The sequence below is a fragment of the Serratia sp. NPDC087055 genome (assembly GCF_044900985.1).
Classification (GTDB): domain Bacteria; phylum Pseudomonadota; class Gammaproteobacteria; order Enterobacterales; family Enterobacteriaceae; genus Serratia.
Genome location: NZ_JBJDOG010000001.1, coordinates 1,629,768 through 1,646,418, shown reverse-complemented (window position 1 = coordinate 1,646,418; position 16,651 = coordinate 1,629,768). Strand labels below are relative to the sequence as shown.

Sequence of the window (16,651 nt, the reverse complement as noted above, 5' to 3'; positions counted from 1 at the left end):
ACCGGATACAAAAGGATGGATTTATGGACTTGCTGCGCAGTCTGTTTGGTATCTGTATTCTTCTCCTTATTGCGTTTATTTTTTCCAACAACCGAAAAAGAATCAGCCTAAGAACCGTAAGCAGTGCATTAATACTGCAAGTGCTTCTCGGCGCGATAATGTTGTATGTGCCCGCCGGTAAGTGGGTGATTAATGCGATTGCCGGTGGCGTCAATAAAGTTATTTCGTACAGCGATGCGGGCAGTGCATTTATTTTCGGTGGCTTGGTTGGGCCGAAAATGAATGTGTTGTTTGACGGCGCGGGTTTCGTTTTCGCTTTTCATGTTCTGCCGGCAATCATTTTTATTACTGCGCTGATCTCCATTCTTTATTACCTGGGCGTGATGGGCTGGGCGATTAACCTATTGGGTTATGTTTTCCAGAAAATGCTGCGGATCAGCAAGGTCGAGGCTTTTGCCGCGGTAACCACCATTTTTTTGGGGCAGAACGAGCTGCCGGCTGTCCTGAAGCCTTTTATTAGCAAGATGAACCGCAATGAGCTGTTTACCGTGATTTGTAGCGGAATGGCGTCGATCGCCGGATCGATGCTGGTGGGCTACGCCGGCCTTGGCGTACCTATTGAATATTTACTGGCGGCTTCGCTGATGGCGATCCCCGGAGGGATACTGTTTGCACGGATGCTGAGCCCGGCAACCGAGGTGTCGCAGGTCGAGTTCAGCCAAATGTCATTTAGCGAAAAACGTCCTGCCAGCATTATCGAAGCGGCGGCCGGCGGCGCAATGCTCGGGCTGAAAATTGCGGTAGGTGTCGCTACCGTGGTGATGGCATTTGTGGCGTTAATTGCGTTGATTAATGGCCTGATTGGGGGCGTGGGCGGCCTGTTGGGCTGGGAACACCTGAGCCTGGAAAGGCTGTTCGGCTATCTGTTTTCTCCGTTGGCATACATCATGGGGGTTAATTGGGACAACGCAGGCTTGGTTGGCGGCCTGATTGGGCAAAAGCTGGCCATCAACGAATTTGTCGCTTACGTAAATTTTTCTGCCTACCTTAAAGACACCGTTGCCGTGCTGGATCCAAAAACTGTCGCTGTGATTTCCTTCGCGCTGTGCGGGTTCGCCAACTTTGGCTCGATCGCCGTGGTGGTTGGGGCATTCAGTGCGGTAGCCCCTGAGCGGGCTTCAGATATTGCCAGCCTGGGGCTGCGCGCGTTGCTGGCCGCCACATTATCTAATCTGATGAGCGCCACTATCGCCGGGTTGTTTATCGGTTTGGGGGCGCTGACCCTTGCAGGATGATTTCTGCCTGGTTTAACCGTCAGCCGTTATCTTGCGCTGTAAACTTGCGCATTAGATAAGTGAGTACTAATGTTTAGTCATGAATGAAAATGACATCTTCAAAGCGCTGGCGGATCCCACCCGGCGCACCATCTTCGAGAAACTGGCCGCTGGCAGCATGAATGCCAGCGCGCTGCGTGAAGGTATGCCTATCAGCCAATCGGCGATGTCACAGCACTTGGCGGTGTTGCGGCAGGCTGGTCTGGTGTGCGAAGCGCGCCAGGGCCGTTTCGTCAATTATCAGGTGGATCCACTCGGACTGGCACTGATAGCCCAGTGGCTGGATAAATACCGTGCCTTCTGGCCGGCACGTATCGACAGGCTTAACGTGTTGTTAAAGGAGATGGACCAATGAACCCGACCGATGCCAACCCGCAGCCACTGGTGCTGGAATACCGTCTCGATGCACCGGCAGAGAAGGTCTGGCGGGCGATTGGCATCCCGGCATTGCGCGAACAATGGTTACCGAATACTACATTGGCCGATGCTGAACCTGTCGCGGTGACACCAGGCAAAGAAATCAGTTACCGGATGCGTGATGATCAACCTCCGTTCCTTGAAAGCACCGTGACGTTGCAAATTCAGCCCACCGCGGCGGGTGGCAGCCTGCTGCGTGTTATTCACCGGCTGGACGACGACCGGTTAACGGCAGCGAACGACAGCGGATGCCACCTGATGCGCGCTGCCTGACGTTCAATTTATCTTTTCAATCTGAAAACAGGAGTTCACCCATGCGTGAATCGATGCTGCTCGTCCCTATGGTGGTGGAACAGACCAGCCAGGGAGAACGTTCGTTCGACATTTATTCGCGCTTACTGCGTGACCGTATCGTTTTCCTGAACGGCGAGGTAAACGATCAGGTGGCTGAAATGCTCTGTGCTCAGCTGCTGTTTCTTGAGGCTGAAAATCCAGAGAAACCGATCAATCTTTACATCAATTCGCCGGGCGGCGTGATCACCAGTGGTTTTGCCATTTACGACACCATGCAATACATCAATGCGCCAGTGCATACGCTATGTATGGGCACCGCGCGTTCGATGGGATCATTGTTGCTGATGGCGGGGGAAGCGGGGCATCGCATGGCGCTGCCCAATGCTAGCTTGCATGTGCACCAACCACTGGGAGGTTTTCAGGGACAGGCGTCAGATATTCTGATCCACGCTGAAGAGATGAAGCGCACCAAGCACACCGTGATCCGGCTGTACGCCGAACACTGTGGCCGTAGCTATGAAGAGGTCGAGCGTGTTCTCGATCGCGACCGCTTTATGAGTGCTGATGAGGCGGCGGAGTGGGGGTTGATTGATAAGGTGCTACGCGCTCGCGGATAACGTGTTCAGCAGACGATCAAGAGCCTGTTGATATTGCTTTTGTAGTGCCTGGACTTGTAGGGGCTCGCCGCGAACCGAAACAAGGGCCAAGCCACTGCCATGCGCATGATCAATCAAAATATCGCGCCAAAGAAGGGGATCTGTCGTGATCTTGGCCAGCAAGGCCATGAGGCGATCGGTGATCTGACGGGTTACCCCGGCAAAGGCTTCGGGTGTAGCAAAAATCGCCAGCGTTAATTGGGGATGGTGACCCACAGCACGGTGGTAGCGAGTGAGCAAAGTGCGAATTTCTGCCTGATGATCTGGCAACCCGTCCAATCCTGCCAGCGTTTCCGCATAAACGCGATCCGACAAGGCGCGTAGCAGCCCGGCAAGGTCACCAATGTGGTGATACAGGCTCATTGGTGTGACGCCAAGCCGGGCGGCGAGGGCACGCATCGTCAGCCCTTGTCCGCCACTTTCACCCATCAGGCCAAGAGCGGCATTCAGAATGTCATCTCGCGCCACCCCTTTGCCGTTGGTCGGCCGTCCGCGTGGGCGCGTCACTGGGGCAGCACCCTATAGTGGGACTGCACCAGGCCCGAAGGGAAGCTTCGGCTTGATACCAGTGCTAAACCGATGTCTTGTGCCATATCGCCGAACAACGGCCGGCCCGAACCCAGTAGCACGGGAACGGTGGTGATCACCATATCGGCGATCAGCCTCTCGCGCAGGAAGGACTGTATTAATTGCCCGCCATCAACATACACCCGATGCACTCCCTGCTCGGCCAAGGACTCCAGCGCGTGCTTTGGCGTGAGAGTGGAGAACCGGACTTTGCCCTCCAGAGCCAGAGGAACCGGTTCTTTGGCCAACTGTTCGGACAGCACGAGTACCGGGAGGTTATAAGGCCAGCGATCGAAGGTGAGCACTTTTTCATAAGTGCCTCTTCCCATCAGGATCATGTCTTTGTCAGCGATAAAGTCGTCGAAACCATGATCTTCGGCCGAGGTGTCGCGTTGCAATAGCCAGTCGATGTCGCCATTTTGCCGTGCGATAAAACCATCCAGACTGCATGCGATGAAAACGTGTGCGGTAACCATTGAGCGCTCCATATTTATACGCTGTATATTATTGCGCTGACGTGGCTCAAAATCAATATCATCGGTTAAAACAAAAAATCCACGTTGGGGCGTGGATTGAGATAACTGACGAACTCTCAATTTCCGTACTCGCAGAACTATGCAGCAAAAATCGTAAAGCAGAGCAGGGGATGGTTGCCGCCTGTGGTTGTCATTCTGATTGCGCGTTTATTGTCGGGCGCTCAATTTACATGCTGACAATGCTGTTCGTTCGATAAGATTTTATGTTCGTCCAGCTATGCCGCATTGCGCGTGATCCACGTAATCTCCTCCCTGAATTTTACTGACACCGAGGAGAATGACTAATGAAACGCTTTGAAAATAAAGTAGCCCTGGTTACAGGCAGTTCAAAGGGAATTGGCGCAGCGATTGCTAAACGCCTGGCGGCAGAAGGCGCCGTTGTTTTCATTAACTATTCCCGTGGGCAAGACGATGCCAATAGATTGGTTAAAGCGATCAATGAGCAAGGCGGCGTCGCTTTCCCGTTGCAGGCTAACGTCGGTATCGAAGCCGAAGTTAACGGGTTGATTCAAGAAATTGTCGAGCAATATGGCCGGTTAGACGTATTGGTCAATAATGCCGGGGTTTATGCGACGAACAGTCTGGAAGCGTTCAGCGATAGCGAATATGAGAGACATTTTAATCTGAATGTGAAAGGGCTGATTTATTGCTGTAGGGCGGCGGTTGCCGCTATGCCGGAATCTGGTGGCAGCATCGTCAATATTAGCTCTAGCGTAACTTCGTTTACGCCAGCCAATTCGCTGGTGTATACCGCGTCAAAAGCTGCGGTGGATTCAATCACCAAGACATTGGCTAATGAACTCGGTGGGCGAAATATTCGAGTCAATGCGGTCAATCCGGGGCTGGTTATAACCGAAGGTGTGCATGACAGCGGCTTCTTTGACACCGGGTTTAAAACGCACATTGAGTCAATTACGCCGCTGGGCCGGATTGGCACGCCTGAGGACATTGCGCCGGCCGTGGCTTATCTCGCGTCGGATGAGGCGGGTTGGGTGACGGGTGAGAACTTGATCGTCGGCGGCGGCTTACATTAATGCTTGTTGGAATGAATATGAAATTGAATAAAGCCTACGGGCCCCTGATTAACAACGTATTTGAGCTGGGTGGCGCAGACATCCATCCTGTCATTTCGCCCTCGACTGGAGAACGTCTGGCGGATTTGCACTACTGCAGCGAACAGGATGTTGAACGCGCCGTCCTGGCGGCACAAGCCGCTTTCCCGGCATGGAAAGCGTTAGGGCAACAGGCCCGCGCACGCCTGGTGCTGCAACTGGCGGATATGCTGGAAAGCGACATGGAAAGAATGGCACACATCGACGCGCAGGATGTGGGCCGTTGTATCAGTGAAGTCCGCCGTGATTACCAAACGGCGGTCAGGCACTATCGTTATTTTGCTGCGGTGATCATGGGGCATGAGGACACCGGAAGGGGGATTGCAGACGGTTACAGCCTGGCGAAGCGCGAGCCGCTTGGCGTGTGTGGACAGATTATTCCCTGGAATGCACCGGCCATTATGGCGGCATTCAAATTGGCACCGGCGTTGGTGACCGGTAATACGGTGGTGCTGAAGGCCGATGAAAACGCTTCGCTTTCGACCCTGGAACTGGGAAAGATGATTGCCAAGATTTTCCCCGCTGGCGTCGTTAACATCATTACCGGGTTGGGGAGCGTGGCGGGGGCGGCGCTCACCGGCAATAAAAAGGTGCGCAAGCTATCTTTCACCGGCAGCACGGAAGTAGGCAAGCTGGTCGCCAAGGCGGCGGCTGAACGGCTGGTGCCTGTCACGCTGGAACTGGGCGGCAAGAGCCCCAATATTGTGTTCCCTGATATCAGCGATATTGATGCGGTGGTGGATAACGTGACGTTCGCCGCCATCCACAATAATGGGCAGTCTTGCCTGGCGGGAACACGGCTGTTCGTTCATGCAGATATTTACGACAGTTTCTGTGCCAAGCTGGTGGCGTCTTTTGAACGCGTTCGCATAGGTTCGCCTTTAGAGGAGCACTCTCGCGTCAGCTGCCTGGTTTCTGAAAAACAGGGCAAGCGGGTGCTCGCTTATATACAAACGGGCCTTGATGAGGGCGCAACGTTGCTAACCGGTGGGAAACGCCGCATCGTAGCCGGTTGCGAGCAAGGGTACTTCATCGAACCTACGATTTTTTCTGCGCAAAATACGATGCGTATTTGCCAAGAGGAAATTTTTGGGCCGGTACTGACGTTGATCAAATGGTCTGATTACGAAGAGATGATCGCGCAGGCTAACGATAGCGAATATGGCCTGGCATCAGGGATCTACACTACCAGTCTGAAAAACGCCATGGATACCGCCGACAGGCTGGAAGCGGGCTCCGTTTGGATTAACCGTTATTCAAATATTACCGATGGCACCGCCTTCGGCGGCTACAAGAACAGCGGGATTGGTCGAGAGTTTTGCAAAGAAACGCTCAATGCCTACACGCAAATTAAAACAATAACGTTGCAGACGGATCTCCCCGCTGTCTGGTTTGCAGAAAAAGCATAACAGCATAAGAAATGCACAGGGATGTGCCGCCGTTGGTTCGTCAGGGAGCATGGTTACTGATGTAACTTCTTGGCGATTCCCCCATGCTTTTTTTGAACGCGGTGCTAAACGCGCTTTCCGATTCGTATCCCAGATCAAATGCGATTTGGGATATTTTTTCTTTATTGGTCACCATTCGCTCGATGGCCAGGCTAAACCGCCAGACGCGGATATACTCGTTGACGCTATAGCCGGCCAGCCTTCTGAACTTTGTGGTAAAGGCGGTGCGTGACATGCCGGCAACTTTGGCGAGATCATCCAGACGCCATTTCTTTCCCGGCTGATCGTGTATGCAGGTCAGTGCCAGTCCGATATTTTTGTCAGCCATCGCATAAAACCAACCCTCGCCATGGCCAAGCGCGCCTGAGGACAACAGCACTCTCAACGCCTGCGTAAAAATGATTTGTAAAAGATGTTCTGTGATTAACTCTGCACCGGGGCCCGGCTTTTCTATCTCCGATGACAGTCGGGTCAAGAAATCCTTAATGCCCTCGTTTTCTTCTCTTTGCGTTTTGATCACTATGGGTTCAGGAAGACTGGTGATAAAGCGGAAGGTGTCGTTGATTTGGAATACGAATCGACAACCCACAAATGAGAAAGCGTTCCCTCCATTGGTAAAGTAAGAGGATCTGTCCTTCATCACGTGGATTTTTCTTATATCAATAGACGGGGCATTGGCGTTATCGAAAATACTGAATTCTCGTCCGCTTGATAAAATCAGCACATCGCCTTGGTCAATTTGATAAGTGGCTGTATCCCCATCCATTTTGATGAAAAACGAGCCGCTCTTGGCAATGTAGATCTTCATGCCGGAATATTCTGGAAACAGCGCTTTGGTATTGATAGCCATGTCAAAAGTGACAATTTTCTGACTGCTTATTTTTAGCCTGGAAACAATATCGGATAACGGATCCATCATTACCTGCTCTGATAAAATTTATTATTGGAATAATAGCTATTTTGGACATGTCTGTACATACCGCCCTGCGGCTGTCGTGGGTGAATACATGGTGTGTGTTGGCGGCCGTCTTTCAATAGGCTATTTGGCTTTAATGTCCGAATGATAAGAAAAAAAGTACGGGGGCGAAAGTTCACGATCTTGCAGGGTGCTACCCTTTGGGTTTTCAATGACGGTGGTATTATGACTTACTCTCAGATAACCCGAGGCCATAAGGGCATATTGGCGGCGCTAACGGCCGCTTTGTTTTTTATCTTATTGAACAGTGGCTCTCCTACGCCGTTATATCCATTATATAAAGAAACCTTTGAACTGCGTAATATCGACCTGACATTCATTTTTTCTTCATACGGGTTTGGCGTGCTGCTGGCACTGTTTCTATCACGGAAGCTCAACATAACCGGTAAAAATGCCAAATTGATACTGGTTGCCTCGCTGATGGTTGTGGTGGTGCCAACGCTGTGCTTTTCATTTGCCGGTTCGTTACACGCGCTCTGCGCTTTCAGGTTTATTTCCGGTTTGGGCGCTGGAATGGTGACGGCGATAATTAACACGCTGTTGATTAAGTTCAGCCAGGGTGACAGTGCAAAACGCGCCGCACAACTGGGCAGTTTGGCGTTGGTGACCGGCCTGGCGTTGGGGCCGATGATCAGCAGCGTTTATTCTCAGCTGGCGTTTTATCCCCTTGCATCGCCGTCGGTGACCATCGCCACGCTTGTTTCTTTATCCGCTCTCGCCATCGTTATTTTTTGGCCGAAGCATACGCCACCGAGCGCCAGTGCAGAGGGGGCGAAAGCGACAGAAAATAATGACGCTGACTTTAGTAAAACCCGCTTTTACCTGCTTGCGTTGTGTGTATTCATCTCTTGGTCCTATGCCGCATTAATCCTTTCTCTGGGGCCGACGACGGCAATTGATGTGTTCGGGCTTCAGTCATCCGCTTACTTTGGCTATATCGCCACGAGTTATTTGTTGGTTGCCGGCGTGGTGCAGTTGACGCTCCCGCGTTTTTTGAAGCCTGAATTCTCTTTGATACTGGGGCTGATTGCGCAAGTTTTCTCGATGGTGATTATGACGATGGCTTTGGAGGACGGCTCTGTTTTGAGTGCCGCAATCAGCCTGGCGTTGTCCGGCTTTTCGTATGGCGCGGTTTTTGTGGGGGGTGCCATTTTGGTGAATAAAATGTCTTTGGCAGCGCCGGATTGGCATGCGGTATCAAAGTTTTACTTTATCGTTTATTTGTTCAATGCCACGCCTTTGGCCGCAGGTTGGCTGGCGGATAAAATGGGTGTTTTTAGCGCGTTATTAGCCTCTATTTTCCTTTTTATGGCGATATATGCCGTGTTTTCCGTACTCGCATTGTGGCTGCTTTTATTGAGAAAGGCATGACATGTTCAAGAGCTGATACCCGGTGTTCGCGGATACTGTCATAAGATCCTGCCAGGCAATATGAAAAGAAAAAACCACGCCGGAGCGTGGTTTTTTGAGTTTGATGCTGGGGCTTAGACGTTGAACAAGAAGTTCATCACGTCGCCATCTTTAACGATGTAGTCTTTACCTTCTGAACGCATTTTGCCGGCTTCTTTGGCACCTTGCTCACCCTTGTAGGTGATGAAGTCTTCAAAAGCGATGGTCTGTGCGCGGATAAAGCCTTTCTCGAAGTCGGTGTGGATCTTGCCGGCTGCCTGCGGTGCGGTGGCGCCAACAGGGATGGTCCAGGCACGAACTTCTTTTACACCGGCGGTAAAGTAGGTTTGCAGGTTCAGTAGCTCGTAGCCGGCACGGATCACGCGGTTCAGGCCCGGCTCTTCCAGGCCCAGTTCGGCCATGAATTCTGCGCGGTCTTCGTCTTCCAGTTCGGCGATGTCTGACTCTACCGCGGCGCATACGGCAACCACTACCGAGCCTTCGCCCGCCGCGATTTCACGCACTTTATCCAGGTATGGGTTGTTCTCGAAGCCGTCTTCGTTGACGTTGGCGATGTACATGGTTGGTTTCAGCGTCAGGAAGCTCAGGTAGCGGATAGCTGCCTTATCTTCTTCGGACAGATCCAGCGCACGCAGCATACCGGCGTTTTCCAACTGTGGCAGGCATTTCTCCAGTGCGGCCAGTTCGGCTTTCGCGTCTTTGTCGCCGCCTTTCGCCTTTTTCTGCACACGGTGAATAGCACGTTCGCACGTGTCGAGATCCGACAGTGCCAGTTCGGTGTTGATGACGTCGATGTCATCAGCCGGGTCAACTTTGTTGTTTACGTGAATGATGTTGTCATTTTCAAAGCAACGAACCACATGGCCGATCGCTTCGGTTTCACGGATGTTGGTCAGGAACTGGTTGCCCAGACCTTCACCTTTGGACGCACCTTTAACCAGGCCCGCGATGTCAACGAATTCCATGGTGGTTGGCAGAATGCGCTGAGGCTTAACGATCTCGGCCAGCTGGTCCAGACGCGGATCGGGCATCGGTACCACACCGGTGTTAGGTTCAATGGTACAGAACGGGAAGTTGGCTGCTTCGATACCCGCTTTGGTCAACGCGTTGAACAGGGTGGATTTGCCTACGTTAGGCAGGCCGACGATACCGCATTTGAATCCCATGTTGTTCTCACCTTAAATATCTTAACTATCAGCCGGTTAGGTTTAACCCACTGCATAAAGGACGAAATAATGGCGCCATTATACACGTAATGACCGTTTTTCTCGATCTGGCTGTGTATCACAGGAAAATGGGGTGATGCAGCCGGTGAGTGATTGACGTTCGACTACGCCTGGCCTGTTTTTTAACCGGCAATCAGCCTTAACAGGGGCCTGTCATCGGTTGTGTTGGCGGTGTCAAGCGGGTTCCGCCTTGTAGATGGCCTTGATTTGCCAAAATTGGAATTGCGGAATGCGGTGTTTCCTGAGCATTGGCCTATTAGCGTGCTTTGTTGCATTTATCGTTGGCCCGTGGTTTTGCAATCACCGAATACAGCTTACACATAACATTTATGAGAGTCGTTGGACGTTTTTCGTTATCTAATCAAGTTGTTTTTTAATTATTAAATATCGCCTGCGGTGTTATTTTAAATTGAATTTTTTAATTTTTCTTGATCAGTTATCTTGATTTTCATATCACGAATGAGTTCTGTATTTTTATATTTCCGCTGTTGCCATTATTACTGTCGTCATTTTCTTATTCATTTCCGTTGAAAGTTAGAGGGTGGGTGATGAATGTGAATCTATTGGCTGCCTCAGAGGGTCCTTTCTGCACGCCTGAACCCCAGGATGAAGGTAAGAGTGCGATTTGGCTTGAGAATTCAGTTGGCCGTTTTCATCAGCACACGCAATTCAATGGGCCGCAAAACGGACGATGCCATGGCGTTTTTTTCGCGAACGGGCGGTGAAGTGCGGCAACCCAGTCGGTTTTTTATTGAGATTTAGATCACATTTACACATACTGACACTTCTGATTAACCTACAGGAAACGTGTCGGATGTACTTCTTGCCCAGTCCACCCTGAGTTACTCCCTCCTGAGGTTAGCCGCGCCATGCGGTTCTGCTTCCCGTGCTGCGGGAATGTGTTTTATCTGTCAGAAGTGATTATTCCATGTTTAACCTGAACAATTTCAGGCTGTCAGCCGTCAAGAACGAGGTTCTGGCGGGCTTTGTCGTGGCAGTTTCAATGATACCTGAGGCGGTCGGCTTTTCACTGGTCGCCGGGCTTTCCCCCATCGTCGGATTGCACACCGCGTTTATTATCGGTCTGGTGACCGCACTATTTGGTGGCAAGCCGGGCATGGTTTCGGGCGCAGCGGGTTCGATAGTGGTTGTATTGATGAGCCTGGCTGCACAACAGGGTATGGCCTATGTGTTGTGGGCGACGATTTTCGCCGGGGTTATCCAGATTCTGATCGGCGTGTTCCGTCTTGGTAAGTTTATACGGCTGGTGCCACTGCCTGCTATCCACGGCTTTGTGAATGGCCTGGCGATCGTCATCATGTTGGCACAATTGCATATGATTGCAGGGCAGGGGCTGCTGATGTACGGACTGGTGGCTCTGGCGATCCTGGTGGTGATGTTATTCCCGCGGTTAACGCGGGTTATTCCAGCCTCGTTAGCGGCGCTGATTGTGGTTTCGGCTCTGGCAATTGGGTTTAACCTGCATACCCTGCGGGTGGGCGATCTGGCAGATATCTCCGGGGCGTTGCCGCATTTCAGCTTGCCGATGGCACCGTTCAACCTGGAAATGCTGAAAGTGGTATTGCCGTACGCGGTGGTTATCGCACTGGTGGGATTGATAGAATCGCTGCTAACCATGACAGTGCTTGATGAAATGGGCGGGAAGAAAGGCAATGGCAACCGTGAGAGTATCGCCCAAGGCGCAGGCAACGCGGTATGTGGCCTGTTTGGCTGTTTTGCCGGTTGCGCGATGATTGGTCAATCGATCATCAATTTCACCTCTGGCGGTCGCGGGCGTATTTCTGGTGCCGTCGGTGCGGTGCTGTTAATCCTTTTTGTCGTTAGCCTGTCGGGCTATATCGGCCTGTTGCCGGTAGCGGCACTTGCCGGAGTGATGCTGGTGGTGTGCTACAACACCTTTGAATGGAGCTCGCTGCGCCGCTTACGCCGAATGCCGAAAGCGGATGCGTTGGTGATGTTATTGGTCACCCTGATTACTATCTTTACCGATCTGGCGATGGCGGTGATCAGTGGGGTGATTATCTCGGCGTTAGTGTTTGCCTGGCAGCAGGCGCGTATTCGTGTGCGTCAGCATCAGGTGGAAGGCGAGGTTGCGGTATATCAGTTGGACGGTCCGCTGTTCTTTGGTTCCACAGCGGCCTTTGCCGAACTGTTCGAACCCAAAAACGACCCGCAAAATGTGGTGTTGGATTTTGCCGGTACCCGAGTGATGGATTCCAGCGGGGTTGAGGCGATTGATAAGCTGACGGCACGCTATTTGGCAGCGGGGAAATCGATTCGGCTACGTCATTTGAGCAGCGACTGCGTACGCCTGTTGAAACAAGCTGGCCCGTTTTGCAGCCACGAACTGGACGATCCCCAATATTACGTGGCTGAGGAAGGTTACCAAACCGATGACGCGAAAGTTGGCGAAGAAACCTTCAAATTGAGAACCTAACGCAGCCAGCAGCGGGCGCGATGCCCGCTGCAATTGTTCACTATCAGGCCTGCGCCTTGAAGCTGTGCAAGCGGCGAACGGTTTTTTCCAATCCGTCCGTCAGCAAGAGCTCGGTGCAACGCGCCGCTTCATCGATCGCTTCATCAATCATTTTTTGCTCGCTGGCCGGTGGCTTGCCAAGCACGAAACCCACCACTTTGTTTTTATCGCCCGGGTGACCAATACCGATGCGCAGGCGGTAGAAATTCGGGTTATTGCCAAACTTGTTCTGAATATCCTTCAGTCCGTTATGGCCGCCGTTGCCGCCACCCAGTTTGATTTTTGCGACACCGGGTGGAATATCCAATTCATCATGTGCCACCAGGATTTCGTCTGGCTCAATGCGGTAGAAATTGGCCATGGCCAGCACAGCTTTGCCGCTGAGGTTCATAAAGGTGGTGGGCACCAGCAGTCGTACGTCATTGCCCGCCAGATTCAGACGGGCGGTGTAGCCGAAGAATTTGCTCTCTTCCTTCAACTGCTGATTATGGCGCTGGGCCAGTAAATCGACGTACCAGGCACCGGCATTGTGGCGCGTCTGGGCATATTCAGCGCCTGGATTCGCCAGGCCGACTATCAATTTAATACTGCTCACTGGGGGATTCGCTTTGATCGACTTATTGGAAAGGGCATTAGTCTACCTGTCCACACACCGAATGACAAAATCCTGATGCATACTCAGCACCGATGTACGGTTATCGCGAGAAGAAAGATTAATTCATTAGCGGAACCATTCAATTTGTTAGCTAATGACTCGTATAGGGTAAAGATTTGTCATGTTTTCTTTACCATTTGTGATCACTTCCTCAATCATCTTGCCGGGGCAGAGGCTATACTCAACTTATCAAAGTGGGTTAACCAGTTAATGAGTTATCCCAGTTGGCAAATGGCACTATGGAGGTGGCATATGAAACGCAGAAACGCGGACAGAATGGGCAACTTTTTTATGGGGCTGGGGCTGATCGTGATGGTCGGCGGCGTCGGATACACCATTGTTGCTGAAGTATCTCAGTTCAATTTACCGCAATTTTTCGCCCATGGCGCAATCATGAGTATTTTCGTGGGGGCGTTGCTATGGCTGGTCGGTGCCCGTATTGGCGGTCGTGAGCAGGTGGCTGATCGCTACTGGTGGGTAAAACACTTTGATAAACGTTGCCGTAACGATAATCATCGTCCGTCACATTGATTAAAAAGATAAAAGGGAGCTAGCATTAGGCAAAGGACACCTGCCACGCATTAAGGTCTAAGGTCATGTTCGACTACCCGTAGAAAACCCGTTGCTGCATATGCACCAACGGGTTTTTCTTTTTCTGCTGTCGGGCAACTCATCAAGACGATGCGGCAGGGTACCGCACCGAAAAGAGAAGTGATTAATGCTCGAACATTGCAGAAATTGACTCTTCATTGCTGATACGGCGGATGGCTTCAGCCAGCATGCCAGACAGCGTCAGAGTACGTACGTTTTTCAGTGCTTTGATTTCTGGTGACAACGGAATGGTGTCGCAGACAATCACTTCATCGATCACCGAGTTGCGAATGTTTTCCACAGCGTTACCGGAGAAGATCGGGTGTGTCGCGTAGGCAAATACGCGCTTGGCACCGCGTTCTTTCAACGCTTCAGCTGCTTTACACAAGGTACCACCGGTGTCGATCATGTCGTCGACCAGCACGCAGTCACGGCCTGCCACGTCACCAATGATGTGCATCACCTGGGAAACGTTCGCACGTGGGCGGCGTTTATCGATGATAGCCATATCGGTATCGTTAAGCAGTTTGGCGATAGCGCGGGCGCGCACTACGCCACCGATGTCTGGGGAAACCACGATTGGGTTTTCCAGATTCTGTTGCAGCATGTCTTCCAGCAGGATCGGGCTACCGAACACGTTATCTACCGGAACATCGAAGAAGCCTTGGATCTGTTCAGCGTGCAGATCCACCGTCAAAACGCGGTCAACCCCTACACTGGAGAGGAAATCGGCGACAACTTTGGCCGTGATTGGCACACGAGCAGAACGCACGCGGCGATCCTGGCGGGCATAACCGAAGTAAGGAATAACAGCAGTAATACGACCTGCGGAGGCGCGACGCAGGGCATCTACCATAACAACCAGTTCCATCAGGTTGTCGTTGGTAGGGGCACAGGTGGACTGGATGATGAAAATATCACCGCCGCGTACATTTTCGTTGATTTGCACGCTCACTTCGCCGTCGCTAAAACGACCTACAGCGGCGTCACCAAGGCTGGTGTACAAACGGTTGGCAATACGTTGTGCTAGTTCCGGGGTGGCGTTACCAGCAAAAAGCTTCATATCAGGCACGAGAAGAACCTCAGGCATGCGTCCAGAGAAGATATTGTCATTCGGCCTCCGCTAAGGGGCAGTTAGCGACGCCGGCGCAATATCATACGGGTGTGTAAAAAAACAATTTGAACCGCAGCGGCGCAGGGATTACAGGGCCAGGTGTGAACGACTCTGCGCAGCGAAACGAGAACTACGGCTCAATCTGCCCGGAACGAATGCGATGTAGTGGAGAGACGTTAACGCCACGCGCTACAAAACCACGTATCCACTCCGGGGCTTGATTTAACACCTGACGGGCGGCGGTTTCTGTGTCGAATTCAGCAAACACACAAGCACCTGTGCCAGTCAGGCGTGACGGCGCGTATTCTAACAGCCAAGAAACAAGCTGTTCAACCTCGCGAAAACGTTTTCTTGCTATTGGTTCGCAATCATTTGCGTAAGTTGCCTGTAACAGCACATTTAACGGGCGAACCGGGGTGTCTCTTTTTAAATCGGCATCACCAAAAATGACGGGGGTAGGGATGCTGACGCCCGGATGGGCAACCAAATACCACTTTTCTTGCGGGTTCGCCGGTTGTAATTGTTCACCAATACCTTCGGCAAACGCGGCATGACCCCGAACGAAAACCGGCACATCGGCACCGAGGGTCAGCCCCAGTTCCGCTAATTGGTCATCGCTCAAGCCGCAGTGCCACAGTGCGTTCAACGCCACCAATACCGTGGCTGCATTGGAGGAGCCGCCGCCGAGCCCGCCCCCCATCGGCAGGCGTTTCTCGATGCTGATGTCGGCACCGCGCGGGGCGGTGTTCAGTTCGTGGCGATCGCAATACTGCTGCAATAACCGTGCAGCACGGACGATCAGGTTTTGTTCGTCCGGCACGCCTTCGACAGGCGTCAGCAGGCGGATATGTTCATCCTGCCGCACGTCGATGGTCAGCGTGTCGCCGTAATCTAAAAATTGGAACAGCGTCTGCAGCAGGTGGTAACCGTCGGCGCGTTGCCCAGTGATGTATAAAAACAAATTGAGTTTAGCGGGTGCTGGCCACTGACGGATCATTTGAGTGTCCAATTATCCATTTTCAGCTTGATGCGTTGGTCACCCTGTTTCAGCTCGAGGCGGCTTGGTAACTGTGGTGTGAGGCTGTTGTTGTAATCCTGGTAGTCCACGGTCCAGGTCTGGCTGCCTTGCTGGTAACTCAGCGAGTTCAAACGGTATTGGTCATCCAGCTTGAAGTCGTTGGCTTCACCTGGCAGACCGAGCATCCATTGGCGCAGGTTGTCCAGCGGAATGGCCATGCCGGTCAGTTTGCGGATCATCTCTTCGGCATTGTCACTGACATAGCGTTTGCCTTGGTTATCCGTCAACTGCACCACGTTTTTCTGTACGTTGAGATCAAGCTCAGTGCTGCCAAGCGGGTTGGTCAGCAGCAGGCGATAACGTTCAGGTGAATACTGTTGCCAGAAGAAACGAGCGTAGACTTTTTTCTGGTCTGACAGATAGGCAAAAGAACCACGGGTCTGATACTGATCAAGCTGTTGCACCGCTTGTTCATGAGCTCGCCACTGCGGCGACGTTGGGCTGGTTGCCGGGCCGGACGGTTTGGTGGTGGTACAGGCAGCCAGCACCAGGCTGGCCAGCGGGATCAGGCGTAGCAAACTAACTTTGCGGATTGGCATAACTTTCTCTTGTCCTTTTGTCCTTACGGGCACGCACAGCGAAACCGTGGTATCACCGTTTACGCTAGCGGGGCTGCGCAGGCGAGTCAATTTTTTGCTGCATCGCGTTGAATCTTCCCGGCTTTGTCAGGGCGATGTGGCTCGGGGTTATGCGCAGCGTTTGCTATTAAGATTAACACAATCACTCAACCCTGCCGCTGC

Annotated in this window: 17 protein-coding genes; 9 read left to right on the top strand and 8 right to left on the bottom strand. The window is 52.2% G+C overall.

Annotation, left to right across the window (positions count from 1 at the left end; translation table 11 throughout):
- Nucleotides 1-23 precede the first annotated feature (23 nt).
- The 4 genes from ACI2J2_RS07720 to ACI2J2_RS07705 all read left to right on the top strand — a co-directional run bounded on the left by ACI2J2_RS07720 (nt 24) and on the right by ACI2J2_RS07705 (nt 2,662).
- Nucleotides 24-1,295 carry a NupC/NupG family nucleoside CNT transporter gene (locus ACI2J2_RS07720; RefSeq protein ID WP_404759787.1) on the top strand — a complete coding sequence of 424 codons (1,272 nt, stop codon included), beginning with the start codon at nt 24-26 and terminating at the stop codon, nt 1,293-1,295.
- A gap of 79 nt (nt 1,296-1,374) precedes the next feature.
- Nucleotides 1,375-1,689, top strand: coding sequence for a helix-turn-helix transcriptional regulator (locus ACI2J2_RS07715; RefSeq protein WP_209632834.1), 315 nt, complete (start codon nt 1,375-1,377; stop codon nt 1,687-1,689).
- A complete protein-coding gene (locus ACI2J2_RS07710; protein WP_404759786.1) occupies nt 1,686-2,024 on the top strand; it encodes an SRPBCC domain-containing protein in 339 nt (112 codons plus the stop codon). The genes ACI2J2_RS07715 and ACI2J2_RS07710 overlap by 4 nt, the downstream gene beginning before the upstream one ends.
- Before the next feature lie 41 nt (nt 2,025-2,065).
- Nucleotides 2,066-2,662, top strand: coding sequence for an ATP-dependent Clp protease proteolytic subunit (locus tag ACI2J2_RS07705; protein ID WP_404759785.1), 597 nt, complete (start codon nt 2,066-2,068; stop codon nt 2,660-2,662).
- On the opposite strand, the gene ACI2J2_RS07700 is transcribed toward ACI2J2_RS07705, so the two are convergent.
- Both ACI2J2_RS07700 and ACI2J2_RS07695 read right to left on the bottom strand, forming a co-directional pair.
- Entirely contained in the window at nt 2,645-3,208 is a 564-nt protein-coding gene (locus ACI2J2_RS07700) for a TetR/AcrR family transcriptional regulator (protein ID WP_404759784.1), read from the bottom strand. The two genes, ACI2J2_RS07705 and ACI2J2_RS07700, sit on opposite strands and share 18 nt — an antisense overlap.
- Nucleotides 3,205-3,744, bottom strand: a complete 540-nt coding sequence (locus ACI2J2_RS07695; protein WP_404759783.1) for a dihydrofolate reductase family protein — start codon at nt 3,742-3,744, stop codon at nt 3,205-3,207. The genes ACI2J2_RS07700 and ACI2J2_RS07695 overlap by 4 nt, the downstream gene beginning before the upstream one ends.
- A gap of 344 nt (nt 3,745-4,088) precedes the next feature.
- Here ACI2J2_RS07695 and ACI2J2_RS07690 point away from each other — a divergent pair, with 344 nt between their 5' ends.
- Together ACI2J2_RS07690 and ACI2J2_RS07685 are read left to right on the top strand one after the other, a co-directional pair.
- Complete coding sequence (locus ACI2J2_RS07690; protein WP_404759782.1) at nt 4,089-4,838, top strand: SDR family NAD(P)-dependent oxidoreductase; 750 nt, start codon at nt 4,089-4,091, stop codon at nt 4,836-4,838.
- 17 nt (nt 4,839-4,855) lie between these two features.
- Nucleotides 4,856-6,325, top strand: coding sequence for an aldehyde dehydrogenase family protein (locus ACI2J2_RS07685; RefSeq protein WP_404759781.1), 1,470 nt, complete (start codon nt 4,856-4,858; stop codon nt 6,323-6,325).
- A gap of 40 nt (nt 6,326-6,365) precedes the next feature.
- Here ACI2J2_RS07685 and ACI2J2_RS07680 read toward each other — a convergent pair whose 3' ends face one another.
- The gene (locus tag ACI2J2_RS07680) at nt 6,366-7,283 is read right to left on the bottom strand and encodes an AraC family transcriptional regulator (protein WP_404759780.1); all 918 of its coding nucleotides are present in this window, start codon (nt 7,281-7,283) and stop codon (nt 6,366-6,368) included.
- A gap of 141 nt (nt 7,284-7,424) precedes the next feature.
- Between ACI2J2_RS07680 and ACI2J2_RS07675 the strand changes: the two genes are divergently transcribed.
- Nucleotides 7,425-8,711 carry an MFS transporter gene (locus ACI2J2_RS07675; protein WP_404759779.1) on the top strand — a complete coding sequence of 429 codons (1,287 nt, stop codon included), beginning with the start codon at nt 7,425-7,427 and terminating at the stop codon, nt 8,709-8,711.
- 113 nt (nt 8,712-8,824) lie between these two features.
- Here the strand turns inward: ACI2J2_RS07675 and ychF are convergent, their stop codons facing one another.
- Nucleotides 8,825-9,916 (bottom strand): redox-regulated ATPase YchF, encoded by a 1,092-nt coding sequence (ychF, locus tag ACI2J2_RS07670; protein WP_209632842.1) that lies wholly within the window; start codon nt 9,914-9,916, stop codon nt 8,825-8,827.
- A gap of 988 nt (nt 9,917-10,904) precedes the next feature.
- Here ychF and ACI2J2_RS07665 point away from each other — a divergent pair.
- Nucleotides 10,905-12,434 (top strand): SulP family inorganic anion transporter, encoded by a 1,530-nt coding sequence (locus ACI2J2_RS07665; RefSeq protein WP_404759778.1) that lies wholly within the window; start codon nt 10,905-10,907, stop codon nt 12,432-12,434.
- A 43-nt stretch (nt 12,435-12,477) separates the two neighbouring features.
- Here the strand turns inward: ACI2J2_RS07665 and pth are convergent, their stop codons facing one another.
- Nucleotides 12,478-13,068 (bottom strand): aminoacyl-tRNA hydrolase, encoded by a 591-nt coding sequence (pth, locus tag ACI2J2_RS07660; RefSeq protein ID WP_061807756.1) that lies wholly within the window; start codon nt 13,066-13,068, stop codon nt 12,478-12,480.
- Between the two features lie 312 nt (nt 13,069-13,380).
- On the opposite strand from pth, the gene ychH reads away from it, so the two are divergent.
- Nucleotides 13,381-13,659, top strand: a complete 279-nt coding sequence (ychH, locus tag ACI2J2_RS07655; protein ID WP_037420452.1) for a stress-induced protein YchH — start codon at nt 13,381-13,383, stop codon at nt 13,657-13,659.
- Between the two features lie 184 nt (nt 13,660-13,843).
- On the opposite strand, the gene prs is transcribed toward ychH, so the two are convergent.
- The 3 genes from prs to lolB all read right to left on the bottom strand — a co-directional run bounded on the left by prs (nt 13,844) and on the right by lolB (nt 16,450).
- Nucleotides 13,844-14,791 carry a ribose-phosphate diphosphokinase gene (gene prs, locus ACI2J2_RS07650; protein ID WP_041414469.1) on the bottom strand — a complete coding sequence of 316 codons (948 nt, stop codon included), beginning with the start codon at nt 14,789-14,791 and terminating at the stop codon, nt 13,844-13,846.
- Between the two features lie 172 nt (nt 14,792-14,963).
- Nucleotides 14,964-15,830 carry a 4-(cytidine 5'-diphospho)-2-C-methyl-D-erythritol kinase gene (gene ispE / locus ACI2J2_RS07645; protein WP_209632844.1) on the bottom strand — a complete coding sequence of 289 codons (867 nt, stop codon included), beginning with the start codon at nt 15,828-15,830 and terminating at the stop codon, nt 14,964-14,966.
- Nucleotides 15,827-16,450, bottom strand: a complete 624-nt coding sequence (gene lolB / locus ACI2J2_RS07640) for a lipoprotein insertase outer membrane protein LolB (RefSeq protein ID WP_209632845.1) — start codon at nt 16,448-16,450, stop codon at nt 15,827-15,829. The genes ispE and lolB overlap by 4 nt, the downstream gene beginning before the upstream one ends.
- Between the last annotated feature and the right edge of the window lie 201 nt (nt 16,451-16,651).

Coding starts and splice junctions, on each gene's coding strand:
- ACI2J2_RS07720 (WP_404759787.1), top strand. CDS start 24: ATGGACTTGCTGCGCAGTCTGTTTGGTATCTGTATTCTTCTCCTTATT.
- ACI2J2_RS07715 (WP_209632834.1), top strand. CDS start 1,375: ATGAATGAAAATGACATCTTCAAAGCGCTGGCGGATCCCACCCGGCGC.
- ACI2J2_RS07710 (WP_404759786.1), top strand. CDS start 1,686: ATGAACCCGACCGATGCCAACCCGCAGCCACTGGTGCTGGAATACCGT.
- ACI2J2_RS07705 (WP_404759785.1), top strand. CDS start 2,066: ATGCGTGAATCGATGCTGCTCGTCCCTATGGTGGTGGAACAGACCAGC.
- ACI2J2_RS07695 (WP_404759783.1), bottom strand. CDS start 3,744: ATGGTTACCGCACACGTTTTCATCGCATGCAGTCTGGATGGTTTTATC.
- ACI2J2_RS07690 (WP_404759782.1), top strand. CDS start 4,089: ATGAAACGCTTTGAAAATAAAGTAGCCCTGGTTACAGGCAGTTCAAAG.
- ACI2J2_RS07685 (WP_404759781.1), top strand. CDS start 4,856: ATGAAATTGAATAAAGCCTACGGGCCCCTGATTAACAACGTATTTGAG.
- ACI2J2_RS07680 (WP_404759780.1), bottom strand. CDS start 7,283: ATGATGGATCCGTTATCCGATATTGTTTCCAGGCTAAAAATAAGCAGT.
- ACI2J2_RS07675 (WP_404759779.1), top strand. CDS start 7,425: ATGATAAGAAAAAAAGTACGGGGGCGAAAGTTCACGATCTTGCAGGGT.
- ychF (WP_209632842.1), bottom strand. CDS start 9,916: ATGGGATTCAAATGCGGTATCGTCGGCCTGCCTAACGTAGGCAAATCC.
- ACI2J2_RS07665 (WP_404759778.1), top strand. CDS start 10,905: ATGTTTAACCTGAACAATTTCAGGCTGTCAGCCGTCAAGAACGAGGTT.
- ychH (WP_037420452.1), top strand. CDS start 13,381: ATGAAACGCAGAAACGCGGACAGAATGGGCAACTTTTTTATGGGGCTG.
- ispE (WP_209632844.1), bottom strand. CDS start 15,830: ATGATCCGTCAGTGGCCAGCACCCGCTAAACTCAATTTGTTTTTATAC.
- lolB (WP_209632845.1), bottom strand. CDS start 16,450: ATGCCAATCCGCAAAGTTAGTTTGCTACGCCTGATCCCGCTGGCCAGC.